This is a genomic window from Salinactinospora qingdaonensis, from assembly GCF_039539445.1.
Taxonomy (GTDB): Bacteria; Actinomycetota; Actinomycetes; order Streptosporangiales; family Streptosporangiaceae; genus Salinactinospora; species Salinactinospora qingdaonensis.
In genome coordinates, this window is the sequence record NZ_BAABDD010000015.1 from 1 (window position 1) to 16380 (window position 16380).

12 protein-coding genes are annotated in these 16380 nt (G+C 68.9%); 3 read left to right on the forward strand and 9 right to left on the reverse strand.

Translation table 11 applies throughout. The features are described 5' to 3' along the window. Positions 1–177 precede the first annotated feature (177 nt). Positions 178–1311: an adenosine deaminase gene (locus ABD848_RS15790; RefSeq protein WP_344972592.1), complete on the forward strand. Its 1134-nt coding sequence runs from the start codon at positions 178–180 to the stop codon at positions 1309–1311. Beyond that, complete coding sequence (locus tag ABD848_RS15795) at positions 1308–1976, forward strand: PH domain-containing protein (RefSeq protein ID WP_344972594.1); 669 nt, start codon at positions 1308–1310, stop codon at positions 1974–1976. Before ABD848_RS15790 ends, ABD848_RS15795 begins: the two co-directional genes overlap by 4 nt. A gap of 2720 nt (positions 1977–4696) precedes the next feature. On the opposite strand, the gene ABD848_RS15800 is transcribed toward ABD848_RS15795, so the two are convergent. Then, positions 4697–5158, reverse strand: coding sequence for a gamma-glutamylcyclotransferase (locus ABD848_RS15800; RefSeq protein WP_425567557.1), 462 nt, complete (start codon positions 5156–5158; stop codon positions 4697–4699). A gap of 161 nt (positions 5159–5319) precedes the next feature. Between ABD848_RS15800 and ABD848_RS15805 the strand changes: the two genes are divergently transcribed. Next, positions 5320–6702, forward strand: a complete 1383-nt coding sequence (locus tag ABD848_RS15805) for an NAD(P)H-quinone dehydrogenase (RefSeq protein WP_425567558.1) — start codon at positions 5320–5322, stop codon at positions 6700–6702. A gap of 144 nt (positions 6703–6846) precedes the next feature. Here ABD848_RS15805 and ABD848_RS15810 read toward each other — a convergent pair whose 3' ends face one another. The 8 genes from ABD848_RS15810 to ABD848_RS15845 all read right to left on the reverse strand — a co-directional run bounded on the left by ABD848_RS15810 (position 6847) and on the right by ABD848_RS15845 (position 16272). Next, the gene (locus ABD848_RS15810) at positions 6847–8091 is read right to left on the reverse strand and encodes a chemotaxis protein CheA (RefSeq protein ID WP_344972598.1); all 1245 of its coding nucleotides are present in this window, start codon (positions 8089–8091) and stop codon (positions 6847–6849) included. Positions 8092–8312: 221 nt separating this feature from the next. Then, the gene (locus tag ABD848_RS15815; protein WP_344972600.1) at positions 8313–9713 is read right to left on the reverse strand and encodes a hypothetical protein; all 1401 of its coding nucleotides are present in this window, start codon (positions 9711–9713) and stop codon (positions 8313–8315) included. Continuing rightward, positions 9703–11049: a hypothetical protein gene (locus ABD848_RS15820; protein WP_344972602.1), complete on the reverse strand. Its 1347-nt coding sequence runs from the start codon at positions 11047–11049 to the stop codon at positions 9703–9705. Before ABD848_RS15820 ends, ABD848_RS15815 begins: the two co-directional genes overlap by 11 nt. After that, on the reverse strand, positions 11046–11858 hold the full coding sequence (locus tag ABD848_RS15825; RefSeq protein ID WP_344972604.1) for a hypothetical protein: 813 nt from the start codon (positions 11856–11858) through the stop codon (positions 11046–11048). The genes ABD848_RS15820 and ABD848_RS15825 overlap by 4 nt, the downstream gene beginning before the upstream one ends. Positions 11859–11947: 89 nt before the next feature. Further along, complete coding sequence (locus ABD848_RS15830; protein WP_344972606.1) at positions 11948–12139, reverse strand: DUF397 domain-containing protein; 192 nt, start codon at positions 12137–12139, stop codon at positions 11948–11950. Positions 12140–12407: 268 nt separating this feature from the next. Next, positions 12408–14171, reverse strand: coding sequence for an acetyl/propionyl/methylcrotonyl-CoA carboxylase subunit alpha (locus tag ABD848_RS15835; RefSeq protein ID WP_344972608.1), 1764 nt, complete (start codon positions 14169–14171; stop codon positions 12408–12410). Positions 14172–14425: 254 nt separating this feature from the next. Further along, the gene (locus tag ABD848_RS15840; RefSeq protein ID WP_344972610.1) at positions 14426–14665 is read right to left on the reverse strand and encodes an acyl-CoA carboxylase subunit epsilon; all 240 of its coding nucleotides are present in this window, start codon (positions 14663–14665) and stop codon (positions 14426–14428) included. Then, positions 14665–16272: an acyl-CoA carboxylase subunit beta gene (locus tag ABD848_RS15845; protein WP_344972612.1), complete on the reverse strand. Its 1608-nt coding sequence runs from the start codon at positions 16270–16272 to the stop codon at positions 14665–14667. Before ABD848_RS15845 ends, ABD848_RS15840 begins: the two co-directional genes overlap by 1 nt. Between the last annotated feature and the right edge of the window lie 108 nt (positions 16273–16380).

Here is a 16380-nt window from a genome sequence, read left to right on the forward strand (position 1 = left end):
TCAGCGGTCGTGCGGCGCCTCTGGTGCCCGGTGACACCACCCCCCGGATCATCGGTGACAGGGGGACACAGTCATACCGGGACCAGAGGCCGGGAGTCCCATTGCGGGACTGCTCTAAAAGGTAATGAGGGACAGCGCCGAACCGCCGACCCCGGCGGTGCGGCGCTACGCCCGACGATGAGCCAACGCCCGAGCCTGGCCGACATCCGGCGCGCCCCCAAGGCGCTGCTCCACGACCACCTCGACGGTGGGTTGCGCCCGCGCACCATCGTCGAACTCGCCGACGCCACCGGCTACACCGGCCTGCCCACGCGCGACCCCGACGAGCTGGCCGCCTGGTTCCTCGCCGCCTCCCAATCCGGCGCGCTCAACCGCTACCTGGAGACCTTCGGCCACACCGTCGCCGTCATGCAGACCCGCGCGTCACTGGTGCGCGTGGCCACCGAGTGCGCCGAAGACCTCGCCGCCGACGGCGTCGTCTACGCCGAGGTGCGCTACGCACCCGAACTGCACCTGGAAGGCGGGCTCAGCCTCGACGAAGTCATCGAAGCGGTCCAGGAGGGGCTGACCGAGGGCGCCCAACGCGCGGCCCGCCAGGGCACCCCCATCCGGGTCGGCGCCCTGCTCACGGCGATGCGCCACGCCGCCCGCTCCCGCGAGATCGCGGAGTTGGCGGTGCGCTACCGCGACGTGGGCGTGGCCGGTTTCGACATCGCCGGCGCCGAAGCCGGGTACCCGCCCACCCGCCACCTGGACGCCTTCGAGTACCTGCGCAGAGAAAACGCCCACTTCACCATCCACGCCGGCGAGGGGTTCGGGCTGCCCTCCATCTGGGAGGCGTTGCAGTGGTGCGGCGCCGACCGGCTCGGCCACGGCGTGCGCATCGTCGACGACATCGAAGACCTAGCCGAGTCTGCCGCGCCGGATGCCGGCCCGGGCACGCTCAGCGGCACGGCCAAACTGGGCCGGCTCGCCGGCTATGTGCGCGACAAGCGCATCCCGCTGGAGATGTGCCCCACCTCCAACGTTCACACCGGGGCCGCTCCCTCGATCGAGCGCCACCCGATCGGCCTGCTGCGGCGGCTGCGGTTTCGCGTCACCGTCAACACCGACAACCGGTTGCAGAGCGCCACGACGCTGTCGGAGGAGTTCGCCAAGCTGGTCGAGGTCTTCGACTACGGCTGGGACGATCTGGAGTGGTTCAACGTCAACGCCATGAAGTCGGCGTTCCTCCCCTTCGACCAGCGGCTGTCCATCATCAACGGCCACATCAAACCCGGGTTTGCCCGGTTGGCGTGGGCGGCGCCGTGAAACCACTCACTCGGCCGCTGCCGCGGGTGCTGGGCTGGTGCTGGCTCGGCCTCGTCGCACTCAACCTGCTCGATCTGGCGCTGCGCGGGCGCACCTCGGCGGCGCTCGTGGCCGGTGCCGTGCTGCTGGCCAGCGCGGGGGTGGCCTACGTGGTTGCGCTGCGCCCCAAGCTCACCCCCACCGAGGCCGGTGTCTGGCTGGTCAACCCGCTGCGGGACGTGTTCGTGCCGTGGTCGGCGCTGACGTGGGTCGATGTCACCGACGTGCTGCGGGTCCACACCGATGGGCGAGTGTTCCGTTCCTGGCCGCTGCGTGAGAGCCGCCCCGCGAAGGTGCGCGACAACCTCCGCAGTGTGGAGGCCGGGATGACACAACCCCCCGAGGACACCGCAGACCGCGCCGACGCAGCCGCAGCCTCACGCCCGCCGCGCCCGGTCGACGCGATGGCCCAATGGCTGCGGGAGGAAGCCCAGCGCCGCAAGGCACAACCGCCGGCCGGTAGGCCGGAAGGTGGAGTGTCCGGCGGTGCCGAGGCCGATGGTGGGGCGCCTACCCACCCCGGGAGCGAGGCCGGTGGCGAACCCGCACCCCGCTGGGCGCCCGACGCCCTCGCCGCCCTCCTCGTCCCCGCCGTGCTCTTGGTCGCCGCGCTGCTGCTGGCCTAACCCCCCGGGAGCCGGAGGCAAGTACCGGGAGCTGTGCATTGCACACCGTGCACCTAGGGAGCGCGTGAGCGTGCCTGGCCCGCTTCCTGGCAGCACAGAAGCCCGCTCGTCGCAGCCTCGTCGGCCAAGCACGGGGCCTCCCACCGGCCCCGCTGTGAAGGGACAACGAGCCCCAAGCGGCTGCCTCTCCAAGCGCCAGGAGGGGCGGCTGTGCCACTTGCTACAGCCGGCCGTGCTTACCGCGGACACCACAACCCCACCGTTTGGCCACAATTTGAAGTGACCTCAACCAATTCCGCCCGCCTCACCAAACCCCGCGCCCGTGGCTGGATCACCTCACCGCAGGCAGACTCCACCCCACCCGGGTCACCCCTGGGCCGCCACGAACCCCACCGCGCCCCCGGCAGCCGTGGCCACGGCTCTCCACAGCTACACTTCAAGGCCATACGCCACCCAGCACCATCCGCGCGAACTATGCGGCTTATGGGGTATGTGTCCGATTCTCAACAAGTGGATAAAACAGCCCCACCCCGCCGATAGCCTCGCAGGTCAACGAGGATACTCCCCGCGCACGCGGGGATGGTCCCGACCGGGAGTAGTCGCCAATGGTTTCCTGCGAATACTCCCCGCGCACGCGGGGATGGTCCCTACTGCAATCGTGGGGGTGCGTGCCCCACCGGATACTCCCCGCGCACGCGGGGATGGTCCCGCCGCGCTGGCCTCGATTGAGAGCGCTGCGGCATACTCCCCGCGCACGCGGGGATGGTCCGGCCAGCTACACCGTCAACGCTGGCAGCTTCCGATGCTCCCCGCGCGTGCGGGGGTGGTTCGCGGGCCGCGGTGAACGACCAGCTCATCTGCTTGTGCTCCCTGTGCGTGTGAGGGCCTTGAAGTGGTGGGGACGGTAGGGGTGTTTCGTGCGCTCGTACCTCGATCGCTTCGCGATCTCGGTAGCCTGAGTGGGCGCGGGGCGGGGTGGTGTGAGGCGAGCGGGGCGGCTACCAGAGGGCAGGGTGGGTGCTACACGGCTCCGGATGGCGGGGCAAGCGTCACCCCTTCAGAGCGTGGCGGGAGGCCGGCGCACCCCTTAAGGTGCAGCCCGCCCCTGGGCTGCCGAGATCGCGAAGCGATCGAGGCACGAGCGACGCGAAACGTCCCCGCCTGCTCGAACCAGACCCCCACATCACGCTGTGGCCCTCACCCCAGAGAAGGCCCCGGATATCGTTGCTGTGGCCTGAAGCGCAGGGGCGGCGACGAAGAGCAGCGAGGACGAGCGGTGGGTGGGGGGCGACCTGGATGTCGGTACTGTGCGCTGGGGTAAGGCAAGTGACGTGGGGGCAGCGAGGGCGGCTGGTGGCTGGGCAGGCTGCGTGTCGGTGCTGTGCGTTCGGGGCGGAGCCGGCAACGGAGGGCAGCGAGGACGAGCGGTGGACGGGGCAGCCTCGGACGTGTCCCTCGTGCGGGTGGTGAGGTGTCCTTGGTTGGCCTGCTTCGCGATCTCGTTAGTCGGCGGGCCGCGGGCGAGTATGGGAGGTTCGCCAACACTGACGATGATCATGGCCGGCGCGAAAGCGATAAAGCCGCCCATAGCGCCCCCGCGGCGGCAAGGTGCGTGCCTCGCGGGTGGCCCCCTCGCGCGAGAATGCGCCCCCTTTCCGGGGCAAGAGACGACATAGCGGGGCAAATCGGATGCCATGCGGTCAGTGGCCACCCCAGGGCCGCCTTGATCGCCGAACGGATGCACCTCGCGGCGATCATGCCGAACAGATCGCCCCTCGCCCCCATTGAGAGCCCATCAGCCGCCCACCCGGCCCTCCCCCACTGGCTTTCGCTGTCTTCTGTTGCTCGCTTCACCTCAACGCGCAGCACCGATGCGCAGTGCCCTCGCCAAGCCATCCGCCCTCGTTGCCCTTCGTTGCCACCTTCACCGCAGCGCGCAGCACCGACACCCGGCCCTCGCCAGCCACCACCGGCTCTCGCCGCTCTCCGTCGCAGCCCCTTTCCTTCTCGTGTGACCTCCCGCGGTTTCCCAGGGAGGGGTAGCGGTCGGGACTTGACGCACCCCCTCCAGTCATGGTTAGGTAAGGCATGCCTAAGGGGGATTGCTGGAGATTGTCGGCATGCACCCCGGCGGGAGCGCGGAGTACAAGCACATAGCGTCAGTGCCGCCGGCCACGGATCGCCACACGTGGCGGCGCGAATCCGTCGAAGTCGTGGGTTAGACGGACCGCGCCATGGCGGCCCACCGGGGGAGAGCCGGGAGCGTCGCAGCTCCTCGCTGCGACGCGGCCCATGGGTGACACGCCGGTCGCGAAGGTCGGCGCCGCACTCTTGGCCTCAGGGTGCTGCTCGCCACGCAGCGCCGGCCCGAGTCGTCGGCCCGTCGCCCGTTCTCCCAAGCACGGGGTGGAGCGCTCGTCCTTTACGCGGAGGGGCGAGCACTCCACCCCGATTGCTGTCAGCCAGGGCTGTCCACCCTGGCGCCACAGTGGCCCCACCGGCCCCACCGGTCCCGCGCCTCGGGCCGCACCACGCCCGGGGGCGTCGTGGATTCAGTCACACTTTTCCGGTGCGCCCGCCCGTCCGACTGCCCCGGCGGTGAGCCGCCGACAGCCGCCTCAGCCGTCGAACCGCCGACGGCTGTCCACAAGGACTGTCTCAATCGCCCTTAGGGGACGCTGGCAGCCCCGCTTCCTTAGGGGACCACCGTCATCTGCCCCTCAGGGGCCGTCGGCGGCGCTGGGCCGTAGCCGCAGGTCGGTCACGTAGTTCGCCGGCGCTCCCGCGCGCTCTGCCGCGTCGGCGATCCTCCCCAGGTACGACGCTGACGGTAGCCCCCCTTCGTAGTCGTCGAGCACATAGGTCCACACGGTGAGTTCGCCATCGAACAGCGTGACCGCTCGCGCCCGGATTTTGGTATAGGTCCCCGGAGCGGTGTCCTCCCACCACTCCAGCAGGGGTTCGTCCCACTCCGCCACGTCGTAGAGGGCCACGAAGACACTGCTGCTGGGCTCCTCAGCCAGTGTGGCTAGTGCACCGCCGTCGACTGCGCCGCCGCCGAAGGTCAGCCGCCATCCTTGTAGCCAGCCGGTGTTCCACAGTGGCGAGCGCGGAGCCTGCTTGGACATCTGGTCGGGGTCGAGATTGCTGCCGTAAGCCGCGTAAAGAGGCACGCCCGCCATGGTAGAGGTCTTTCTCAACGGAGGCACGAATTTCGTGAGCGGGATATGCCCGACAATGGAAGACGAGCGACAGGCGAGCACCCGAACCCGGGCGGCAGACTCGCGTTCTCTCCAGCGGGCCTCGAATTCGTGTTCCTGCCGCCGGAAGGAGTGAGGTAGACGTGGCAAAAGTCGTAATCATCGGCGGCGGCCCCGGAGGCTATGAGGCGGCCCTCGTAGCCGCACAGCTTGGCGCGCAGGTGACGGTGGTAGATCGCGACGGTATCGGCGGCGCGTGTGTCCTCACCGACTGTGTGCCCTCAAAGACACTGATCGCGACCTCGGTGCGCATGAACTACGTCACCGACGCCGCCAAGCTCGGCATCAACGTGGGTAACGAGCCCGAGGACAAAGACATCGTCAACATCGACCTCAAGACCGTCAACGAGCGGGTCAAGCGGCTGGCCCAAGCCCAGTCCGACGACACCGCTGCGCGGCTCGTCGCCGAGGGGGTCCAGGTCATCCCCGGCGAGGCGCGTCTGGTCGATCCGCACATCGTCGCGGTCGGTGACCAGCGGCTGCACGCCGACGTCGTGCTCGTCGCCACCGGAGCCCACCCCCGCGAGCTGCCCACGGCCGTGCCCGACGGCGAACGTATCCTCACCTGGCGCGACCTCTACGAGCTGGAGAGCCTGCCCGAACGTCTCGTCGTCGTCGGCTCCGGTGTCACAGGAGCGGAGTTCGCCAACGCCTACCAGGCGCTGGGCTCCGACGTCGTCCTCGTCTCCTCCCGTGACCACGTGCTGCCCACCCAGGACTCCGACGCCGCCGAAGTACTCGAAGGGGTCTTCCAACGCCGCGGGATGACCGTGCTGGGCAACTCCCGTGCCGAGTCGGTGACGCGCACCAACGGCGGCGTCGTGGTCAACCTGGCCGACGGCCGCACCGTGGAGGCCAGCCACTGCCTCATGACGGTGGGCATGGTCCCCAACACCACCAACCTCGGCCTGGAGGAGATCGGCGTCCGGCTCGACAAGGGCGGGTTCATCGAGGTCGACCGCGTGTCGCGCACCACCGCCGCCGGAGTCTACGCCGCCGGTGACTGCACCGGCGTCAACATGCTCGCCTCTGTCGCCGCCATGCAGGGCCGTATCGCCATGTGGCACGCCCTGGGCGAGGCCGTCGCACCGTTGAAGCTGTCGACGGTGGCCTCCACCGTGTTCACCAACCCGGAGTTGGCTGCCGTGGGTGTCAGCGAGGCCGACGTGGAGTCGGGCCGCGTCGACGCCCGAGTGGTGAACCTGCCGCTCGACACCAACCCGCGCGCCAAGATGCACGGCACCAAGGACGGTTTCGTCAAACTCATTTGCCGCCAGCACACCGGGATCGTCCTGGGCGGTGTCATCATCGGCCCGCGCGCCAGCGAACTGATCCTCGGCGTCTCCATCGCCGTACAGCAGCGCCTCACGGTCGACGACCTCGCCCACACCTTCTCGGTCTACCCGTCGCTGTCGGGAAGCGTCACCGAGGCGGCTCGCTCGCTCATGCAGGCCAGCCCCGAATAGCCGCGCCCGTCCCCGCGCGACCACCGGGCAGCCGGTGGCCGCACAGCGCCGCCCCACCCTGGCCGCGAGCTGGCCGCGACATGCGAAGACCCCGGCCACAGGGCCGGGGTCTGGCGGCGAGGCGGGGCGCGGTGCCTCGGCGGATCAGAAGTCGAACCCGCCGAAGTCCATTCCGCCGCCCAGGTCACCTCCGAAGTCACCGCCCATGTCGCCACCCATGTCGCCGCCCATGTCACCCATGCCGGCGCCCATCATCGAGCCCATCATGGACCCCATCATCATGCCGGTGAACATGCCCATCATCATGTCCATGCCGAAGTAGCCACCGGCGTAGGGAGCATAGGCGGGACCGGCGTCGTAGTAAGGACGGCGGTGGCCACCGACCTCGACCATGCGCACATCGGGGTCGCCACCCGCCAGCACCGCGCGCGAGCAGGCCGCGCACGCCGGCACCGAACGCGACGTTCCCCCCGGCGGTGCCCACATCACATCCTGCTGTGAGGGGCCGTGCTGCGGGTTGAAGAAGCAAGGCGCCCGGCGTTCGGGCACCGGATCGCCGTTGAGCCGCGCGCGCGTGGCCGTCATGTAGTAGCGGCCGTCCTCCAAGGCGTTGGTGACCCGCTGGATCTCCTCGGCGCGCTCGATGGTGTCGAGCTGGCTCTTGGCCTGGTCGTAGGAGTCCATCGCGTGGGTGTAGTCGGTGCGCGTGGGCTCGTCGACTTTGGTCAGGTCGATCTCCAGGCTGGCGATGTCCTCGCCCAGCCGGGTGACGTCCTCGGCGGCCATCTGCTTGATCTCGGCCAGCTCCCGAGCCCGCTTGGCCTCGCGCTTCTTGCGGGCGGTGTAGACGAAGTAGCCACCGCCGGCTACGGCCAGCGCGAGCAGGCCCAGCAGCACCATGCCGAAGATCGCCGCCGCCGACGAGGCGGCCTCCTGCTCTTCCACGACATCGGGAACCGCGGCAAGCGAGTCGACCAGGTTGCCGTTGCCTTCCTGGATCGCCAGGTCCCGGACCTGCTCCTCTTCGGCGTCGCTTAGGGAAGAGGAAGTGACGACCATCGCCTCAGATCCGGCCATGGTCGCGTAGGTCCCCTCGCCCACCTCGTCTTGGACTTGGGAGATGAAGCTGTCGACACTGCTCTCCGAGTTGAAGGTCCCGGTGGGCAGCACCACGTAGTAGGTGGGGCTCGACGCCTCGGCCGCGGCCTGGCTCAAGACGTCGCGCTCAGCCTCGGGAAAATCAGCGGTAGTGACGCCTGGATCGACGTAGACGTTGTTGTTTTCGAGTGCGTCGGCCACTTGGCCGGCGCCGGGAGCTTCGGCCGCGCTGGCGGGCGCGGCCGACATTATGACAGCGGCACCCGCACTCAGCAGGGCCGGTACAACCAAGCGGCGCAACATAACCGTTCCTCTCGCCTCCCTACTCTCCTGATGAGACGAACGGCGGTGGGGAGATGGTTCCCGAGTGACCAGCAGTTGACTCCTGTTGAGGGGCCAGCGGTAGCCCGGCGGCTTCTCCCACCTCCCCCCAGAGCGGCCCACCACTGCCCACTACGGTCTGCCGGAGCCTGCTCGCGCGCGATTGGGCCGGCCTGTGGGCCCCACGGGGCTTAGACGCGACTGTGTCGCAGATCACCGCGCAGGACACGTTCGATGAGATCGCCGCGCAGCGCACCGAATCCGGTGTCGGACCACACACTGTGCTGTGCGGGCACCTCGTAGTAGGCGATCTCCTCGCCATCGTGGACTACCGGCAGGGCCGTCGGCCGGGCGTGGCGCCGCACCGCGTCGGCGCACGCACCGCACAGCGGCACCGTGATGGTGCGCCGGCTGCCCAGTGCGCGCCACTCGGTGGGCTTGGTGCGGGTCCCGTGCAGCGGGTTGGCGTAGCAGTGCGCGCGCGGCTTGGGGAGACTGCGACCATCGCGGCGCGCCTCGGCGGTGGCCAGGCAGTCTTCGCACATGTCCAGCAGCACCAGCGTTCCCGCCAGATTGGCTAGATCGTTCTGGTCGGCCTGCTCGTTCTGGGCGTCGCTGATCTCGCTGAACGCCTTTCCGGCGGCTTGGTAGGCGTCCAGGGCGCGCTGGTAGGACTTGCCGGCCTGGCCGCGCATGTCTTCGGTGCGCGCCTCGCGCAGCCGCTCGCCCACGGTCACCAGTTCGCGTTCGGCTTGGCTGGTGAGTTCGGCCACCCGCGCCTGGTCGGCGTTGTCGAAGGCCGCGTGCTGGGGAAGATCGGGCAGGTTGATCCGCCGGGGGCGGCGCCGCCACAGCAGCAGGCCCATCCCGGCCGCGGCCAGTACAGCCACGCCGGCGGCGATGGCGGCGACCATGGCCAGATCGGAAGCGTTTCGCTCGGCGGTTGAGGGGGTGGCCCCTTCGCCGGTGTCCTCAGCGGGCGGGTCGGGGTTACGCGCCTGGTAGTCGGCCTCGGCCTGGTCGGCGAGCTCCGCAGCGCGTCCGGAGACCGTCACCTCCACGGCGCGGTTGAGCAGATCGGCCAGCGGGACACTGGCGAAGTCGGTCTCGTAGGCGGCGGCCAGCGCGCCCGCCGAGGCACTCACGCCGGCGTCGCTGCCGCTGAGCGGAACGTCGACCCCTTGCAGGTTCGACCCGCGTAGCGCGAGGTAATGGCCTTCGGAGATGCCCAAGCGGTCGTGTACGGCGCTGACGAGCTGACGCGGGTCCCCCTCCCAGGTGTCGCCGTTGACCACCGGCACGAGGACGACGTAGACGGGCTCATCGCTGCGGTCGATGCGCTCCGCCAGCGCCTCCCGCCGATCCTGAGGCAGCGAGTCGCTCAGCGAGGGGTCGACGTAGACGGGTGACGCCTCCAGGGAACGCGCGATCTGCGCCGCAACGCTCTCTTCTCCCGCATTGGCGGCACTGTCCGCGCCGCTGGTGCTGTCGGCACCCGTGCCGGCGGCGGCAGGGCCGGCCAGGACCAGGTAGCCGGCCGCGATGAGCAGGAGGGCCGCAGCCCGGGCGGTGGTTCGGCGATTAATGCACACCCAGTTCCTCCAACACCCGTTCCGGGAAGTTCTCGACCCGGTCGCCGTAGCGCACCTGCACCCAGAAACGGTCCAGTTCGTAGTGGGGCACCCACGAGCCCGCGTGCTGTACTTGCAGCACGCGGTGGTCCAGTAGTTTCTGCTCCGGCACGACGCCGCAGCGGGCGCACACCTTGACCTTGCCGACGGTGGGCAGCCGCGCCGTGGACCCCACCGAGGCTTTGCCGTGCAGGGGGTTGACCATGCACACCGGCCAGGTGCCTTTTTCCGGAGCGGCCAGCGACTGCCGGGCGTCACGGACCAGGACCACGGCTCCCACCAGGTCCAGGGAGTCGGAGCTCTCACCTATGAGGAGGCCAACGGCGTCCACGGTGTTCACGGCGCGCTGGCGCGCCGGGTGGTCCTGGGGAGCCTGCTCCAGTTCGCGGTTGAGCGCGGCCAGCTCTCTGTTCAGGGTGTTGCTGAGCCAGCCCGGTGCGGGGCGTCGCGGGGCGTCCCGGTTGCGGGCGGCCTCGTGCGGACGGCCCGCCTCCCCGCTGCGTTCGGGGCGGTCCAAGACGACGCCGAACCGGCGTGCCCCCCGTGCCGCGCTACTGCTGACCACCTTGAACAGGGCAAGTGTGAGCAGCGCGCACACTGCTCCGATGCAGAAGAAGAGCAGGCCGGTGACCCAGCCCTCCGCCTCGTCGGAGGACCCGTCCTCCTCGCCGGCTTCTTCGCTGTCGTCGGTGAGTTCCCATACGGCGTAGGGCAGGTCCGGCGCGGCCGGCGAAGCGTCCGGAGCGGCGGCTACACCGGAGGCGAGCCGCCCGAGGGTCTCGGTGGCCGACAGGTCCTCGCGGGAGAGGTCCTCGATGTCCTCAAGCGCATCATTGGAGACGGGCACGCCGAAAGCGATCACCGTCACCTCGCAGAAGGAGAAGTGGGGCTCGACCAGGACGTAGACCGCGTCCTCGTCGAGGAGGTGGTGGAGGGCGTGCAGCACGACGTCGCGTTCCCCCTGCGCGGCCGAGTGTCTGGAGGAGGACGCCACGAGTACTCGGAGCGGGACGTCGCTTTCGGCCAGTTTCTCTTCGATCGGGGCGCGCTCTCCCGCTGGAAGCACGCTCGCCACCTCCGGGTCCACATACAGCGGCGAGTCCCGTAGTCCCGCGGCGAATCGTTCGACGCGCGAGGTGTCGGTGACATAGGGCGGCTCGGTCGTGAGTGGTTTCGCCGGAGTCTCCTGGGTTGCCCATGCGGGAGTGGTCCCCACTGGCGCGCACAGGCACAGCACGGCCGCCGCGACAGCCAACGGGCGGCGGCGGTGGGTGCGAGCGCGGAGATCGGCGGTCATCGGCGCGGCCACGAGCTCGCGGGGCGGGCGAGACGCCGGCGCGGGGAAGCGAGGTCAGCCCGGCCGGCGAAGGAGGACCGCATCCAGATGGCGATGAAGGCCAGCCAGGTCAACGCGGTGCCGCTCAGGAAGCCGATGACAGCGCCCCGCAGGGAGGCGTCCTCTTCCCAACTGGGGCCAAACGTGTCGACGAAGGACCCCTCCTCCGACTCCTGCCGCCGGTCCTGCTCGGCTCGCCACTGCGCGACCGTTTTCTCGGCGATGGCGGCCGGATCTTCCGACAGTGCGACATCGACGAACCGGCGGGCGGTCTCCTCGGGGGTGGACTCGTGGGTGAGCTCGTCATCGAACCGGGCTGCTCTGGCCGCGTCATCGGCGGGCACGCTCACTCCGTAGGTGTTGGCGTGCACCGAGGGGCCTTCCGCGTCGAGAAGGAGGTAGAGGCCCTCCGCGCCGAGCCGGTCGTGTACGGCGGCCAGCAGTTCTTCGTCCCTCGGCGGATGGAATCTCGTGGGCAGGACGAGGACGTAGAAGGGGACGTTTAGCTCCGAGACGGTGCTGCGCAGCTTCGCGGCGAGTTCGGCGCGGTCGTATCGCCCGGCCAGGTGGTCGCTGATGAAGATCTCGTCCTCGGCGAGTCGGGCGGCGAAATAGGCGGGCGCGCTCGTGAACTCTTCGGTTTGTTGCGCAGAAGAGGAAGGAGCCGCGGGCGTGGCGGGTGCCGTTTCCGCAACGGCTGCGCCGGGCAGAAGCGGCACCGCCACCACCACTGTCAACGCCAACGTGGCCATTCTGCTACCGAGAGACACAGGGGGCATCTTAACAGCGGAATCCGGGTTGGTGAATGCCCGATGTTCCCATTTTGGTCACGTCGACTGTCGGGATCGAAAGTGGCTTACTACAGTTCTTCGGATTTCACGGCGTGAACGAACGCGGCCCATTCCGCGGACGAGAATGGTAGGTGGCCGTCGGATATGCGCGTGGAATCGCGCACGGCCGAGGTGCCGTCGGTATCGGCGACCTCGACGCAGGCGCATCCGTCGGGGAGAGAGCTGTAGCTGGACTTGCGGAATTGCAGTGTGTTGTTCATGCCAATCTCATTCCCCTTCGCTGGACTGATTATGCCTGCTCAATGCGGGTGTTCGGCAGAATTTTTCAACCGGGGGAAGAGTATTTTTGGTGACCTGTCGGGGGCGGTATGGAATTTCCGATTTCGCCATCGGATCTCGTGGGTGCACGGTTCCCACCGGAGCGCGAAAGTAATGAGTGAATTCCTGTTGCCGGCAACAGGTTATAGAGCGTGCGGCAGCAGCGACCGACTCGCTGCGTCCGCCGCTGCCGCCAGCCGACCGTTCCCGCTAAGAATCCTTGATTTCGCAGATGGTGGCGCCGTTGGTGAGGGGGTCGCCGGGGGCGAGGTTGAGGCCGGTGACCGTGCCGGCTTTGTGGGCGCTCAGCGACTGCTCCATCTTCATGGCCTCGATGACGACGATGGTGTCGCCTTCGGCGACGAGTTGGCCCTCCTCGGCGGTGACTTTGACGACGGTGCCCTGCATGGGGCTGGTGAGGGTGTCGCCGGAGGCAGCGGCACCCGCGGTGTTGCTCGTGGTGCGGCGGCTAGGGGTGCGTGCTTTGCTCTTGGCGCCGCCGGGCGCGGGGGTGGCGAGTTCGGCGGGCAGGGTGACCTCTAGGCGCTTGCCCGCGACCTCCACGGTCATGCGGGTGCGTGGAGCGGGTTCGGCCTCGGCCGGGGCGTGGTCGTAGGGGGCGATGGTGTTGGTGAACTCGGTCTCGATCCAGCGGGTGTGGACGGTGAAGTCCGCACCGGTGGTGGCGGTGAAGGCCGGCTCGTCCAGCACGGCCTGGTGGAAGGGGACGACGGTGGGCATGCCCGCAACGCGCAGTTCGGCCAGGGCGCGGCGGGCGCGTTGCAGGGCTTGGGTGCGGTCGGCGCCGGTGATGATGAGTTTGGCCACCAGCGAGTCGAAGGCGGCGGGAACGGTGAAGCCGGTGTGGCAGCCGGTGTCCACGCGCACGCCGGGGCCGCCGGGCAGGTTCAACGCGGTGATGGTGCCGGGCGCCGGAAGGAAGTTGCGGCCGGGGTCTTCGGCGTTGATGCGCAACTCGATGGAGTGCCCGCGCGGGGTGGGATCGTCATAGCCCAGGGGCTCGCCTTCGGCGATGCGCAGCATCTCGCGCACCAGGTCGATGCCGGTGACCTCTTCGGTCACGGGGTGTTCGACTTGTAGGCGGGTGTTGACCTCCAGAAACGAGATCGTGCCGTCGGCGGCCAGCAGGAACTCACAGGTGCCCGCGCCCACGTAGCCGGCTTGAGCCAGGATGTCTTTGGAGGCTTGGGCGAGCAGGCGCTCCTGCTCGGCGGTGAGGAAGGGGGCGGGCGCCTCTTCGACGAGTTTTTGGTGGCGCCGCTGCAACGAGCAGTCGCGGGTGGAGACCACGACGACGTGGCCGTGGGTATCGGCCAGGCACTGGGTTTCCAGGTGACGGGGGCGTTGCAGGTAGCGTTCCACGAAGCATTCGCCGCGTCCGAAAGCGGCCTGGGCTTCGCGGGTGGCCGAGTCGAACGCCTCGGCGACCTCGGCCATGGTGGTGGCGATTTTGAGACCGCGCCCGCCGCCGCCGTAGGCGGCCTTGATCGCGATCGGCAGGCCGTGCTCGGCGGCGAAGGCCTCGACCTCGGCGGCGGTGGCCACGGGGTCGGGAGTGCCCGGCGCCAACGGCGCGCCCACACCGGCGGCGATGTGGCGCGCCGCGACCTTGTCGCCCAGCGAGCGGATCGCCGCCGGAGGCGGGCCGATCCAGGTCAGGCCGGCATCCAGCACCGCTTGGGCGAAGTCGGCGTTTTCGGCCAAAAACCCATAGCCGGGGTGGACCGCGTCGGCGCCGGTCTGGGCAGCCACCGCCAGTAGCTTGTCGATGTCGAGGTAGGACTCGGCGGGTGTGGTCCCGCCCAGCGCGTGGGCCTCGTCGGCGACCTGAACATGCAGGGCGTCCAGGTCGGGCTCGGCGTAGACCGCGACGCTGGCCAGGCCCGCGTCCCGGCACGCCCGTGCCACCCGCACCGCGATCTCACCCCGGTTGGCGATCAAAACTTTACGCACGGTCGACATTCCTCCTGGTACACGGCCTCGGCCGGTCTATCGGGCCTGGTCATGGCAAGTCTAGAAAGAAGCGGGACAATCCCTCGGAAACAGTGGGTCGGCCCGGTGAGCGCATCCCCCGCCGGGTCGACCGCGGGTGGCGGTGGGCCCGCTCGGCGGGGCGTCCCGGGATAGGCCGGTTGGCTGGGCATGCCTCCGGTGGGCCGGAGTCGAGCCTGTCCTGTGCTGGTTGGGGGCTGGCACGGCAGGTGTGGTTAGGAGGGGTGGAAACTTCTCCGCCACGCTCCCGGTCCGGGGCGCGGGTGGCCGCGTAGCAGGGCCGATCGGTCTTTCCAGGCCGAGCGTGGCGTGCGGGTGGCGTCGGTACCGGCCTGGTCACCGGCGGCCTGGGCGCGCACGGTGAGCGCCGCGGTCAGGGCCGCGATCTCCTCGGCAGTGGCATCGCCCCGCACGATCTGTAGTAACGGGGCAGCGTCCGGTTCGGCAGTGCTCATCACAGTGGGATGTTTCCGTGTTTCTTGGGCAGGGACTGTTTGCGCTTGTTGCGCAGCGACCGCAGTGCCCGTGTGACGGCGCTGCGCGTCTCGCTGGGCAGGATCACCGCGTCCACATAGCCCCGCTCAGCCGCGCTGTAGGGGTTGAGCAGCGCATCCTCGTATTCACTGATCAACCGTGCCCGCTCGGCCTCCACATCCTCGGCTTCGGCCAACGCGCGCCGGTGCACGATGTTGACGGCTCCTTGGGCGCCCATGACCGCGATCTCGGCCGTGGGCCAGGCCAGGTTCACGTCAGCGCCCAGATGCTTGGAGCCCATCACGTCATAGGCCCCGCCGTAGGCCTTGCGGGTGATCACCGTCACCAGCGGCACCGTCGCCTCGGCGTAGGCGTAGATCAGCTTGGCCCCCCGCCGAATAATGCCGTTCCACTCCTGGTCGGTTCCCGGCAGGAACCCCGGCACGTCCACGAACGTCAGCACCGGCACGTTGAACGCATCACAGGTGCGCACGAACCGCGCCGCCTTCTCCGAGGCGTCGATATCCAACGTGCCCGCGAAACTCATCGGCTGGTTGGCCACCACCCCCACCGGGTGTCCCTCGACGCGGCCGAACCCCACCACCATGTTCGGGGCGAACTGTGCCTGCACCTCGATGAAGTCGCCCTCGTCGAGCACGTGTCCGATCACAGTGCGCATCTCATAGGGCTGGTTGGCCGAGTCGGGCATGAACTCGTCGAGTTCCCGGTCGGTCGCGTCGACCTCCAGCCCTGCTTCAGGGGCCTCGTATACCGGTGGGTCCTCCAGGTTGTTGCCTGGCAGGTGGGCCAACAACGCCTTCACGTAGTCGAACGCATCAGCCTCGTCGGTGGCCATGTAGTGGGCCACCCCCGAGCGGGAGCTGTGGGAACGCGCCCCGCCCAACTCCTCAAAGCCCACGTCCTCGCCGGTGACCGTCTTGATGACATCGGGGCCGGTGATGAACATGTGCGAGGTCTCGTCGGCCATCACCACGAAATCGGTGATCGCCGGCGAATACACCGCGCCGCCGGCGCATGGGCCCAACACCAGCGAGATTTGTGGGATCACCCCTGAGGCGTGCACGTTGCGCTTGAAGATCTCGGCATACAGCCCCAGTGCCGCGACCCCTTCCTGAATCCGCGCACCTCCCGAATCGTTGATGCCCACCACCGGGCACCCCGTTCGCAGCGCGTGATCCATCACCTTGACGATCTTCTCGCCGAAGACCTCTCCCAGCGAGCCGCCAAAGACGGTGAAGTCCTGGCTGAACACCGCTACCGGCCGGCCTTCGACCGTGCCGTAGCCCGTTACTACCCCGTCCCCGTAGGGGCGATGCTGCTCTTGGCCAAAACTCACCGACCGGTGTCGCGCCAAGGCATCCAGTTCCACAAACGACCCCGGGTCCAGCAGCGCGTCGATGCGCTCACGCGCGGTCATCTTGCCCTTGGCATGCTGTTTGTCCACCGCGCGCTGTGAACCAGCATGCACCGCCTCATACCGACGCCGCTCAAGATCAGCGAGCTTTCCCGCCGTCGTATGAATGTCAATCTCCGCCGCGGGCAACGGCTCAGGAGCTTCAGTCGCCATACCGCCTCAGGGTAGACCCGAGCACCGGCACGTCCGCATTTGGGGGCACAGTTGTTTTCAGATTTGCCGTCTCGATGGAGCTCCTGGTCACCCCGGATCAAGGGGGAA

Bases quoted from the DNA above. Each gene is read 5' to 3' on its own strand.
- ABD848_RS15790 (WP_344972592.1), top strand. From the start codon at position 178: ATGAGCCAACGCCCGAGCCTGGCCGACATCCGGCGCGCCCCCAAGGCG.
- ABD848_RS15830 (WP_344972606.1), bottom strand. From the start codon at position 12,139: ATGAACAACACACTGCAATTCCGCAAGTCCAGCTACAGCTCTCTCCCC.
- ABD848_RS15820 (WP_344972602.1), bottom strand. From the start codon at position 11,049: ATGACCGCCGATCTCCGCGCTCGCACCCACCGCCGCCGCCCGTTGGCT.
- ABD848_RS15800 (WP_425567557.1), bottom strand. From the start codon at position 5,158: ATGGCGGGCGTGCCTCTTTACGCGGCTTACGGCAGCAATCTCGACCCC.
- ABD848_RS15845 (WP_344972612.1), bottom strand. From the start codon at position 16,272: ATGGCGACTGAAGCTCCTGAGCCGTTGCCCGCGGCGGAGATTGACATT.
- ABD848_RS15840 (WP_344972610.1), bottom strand. From the start codon at position 14,665: ATGAGCACTGCCGAACCGGACGCTGCCCCGTTACTACAGATCGTGCGG.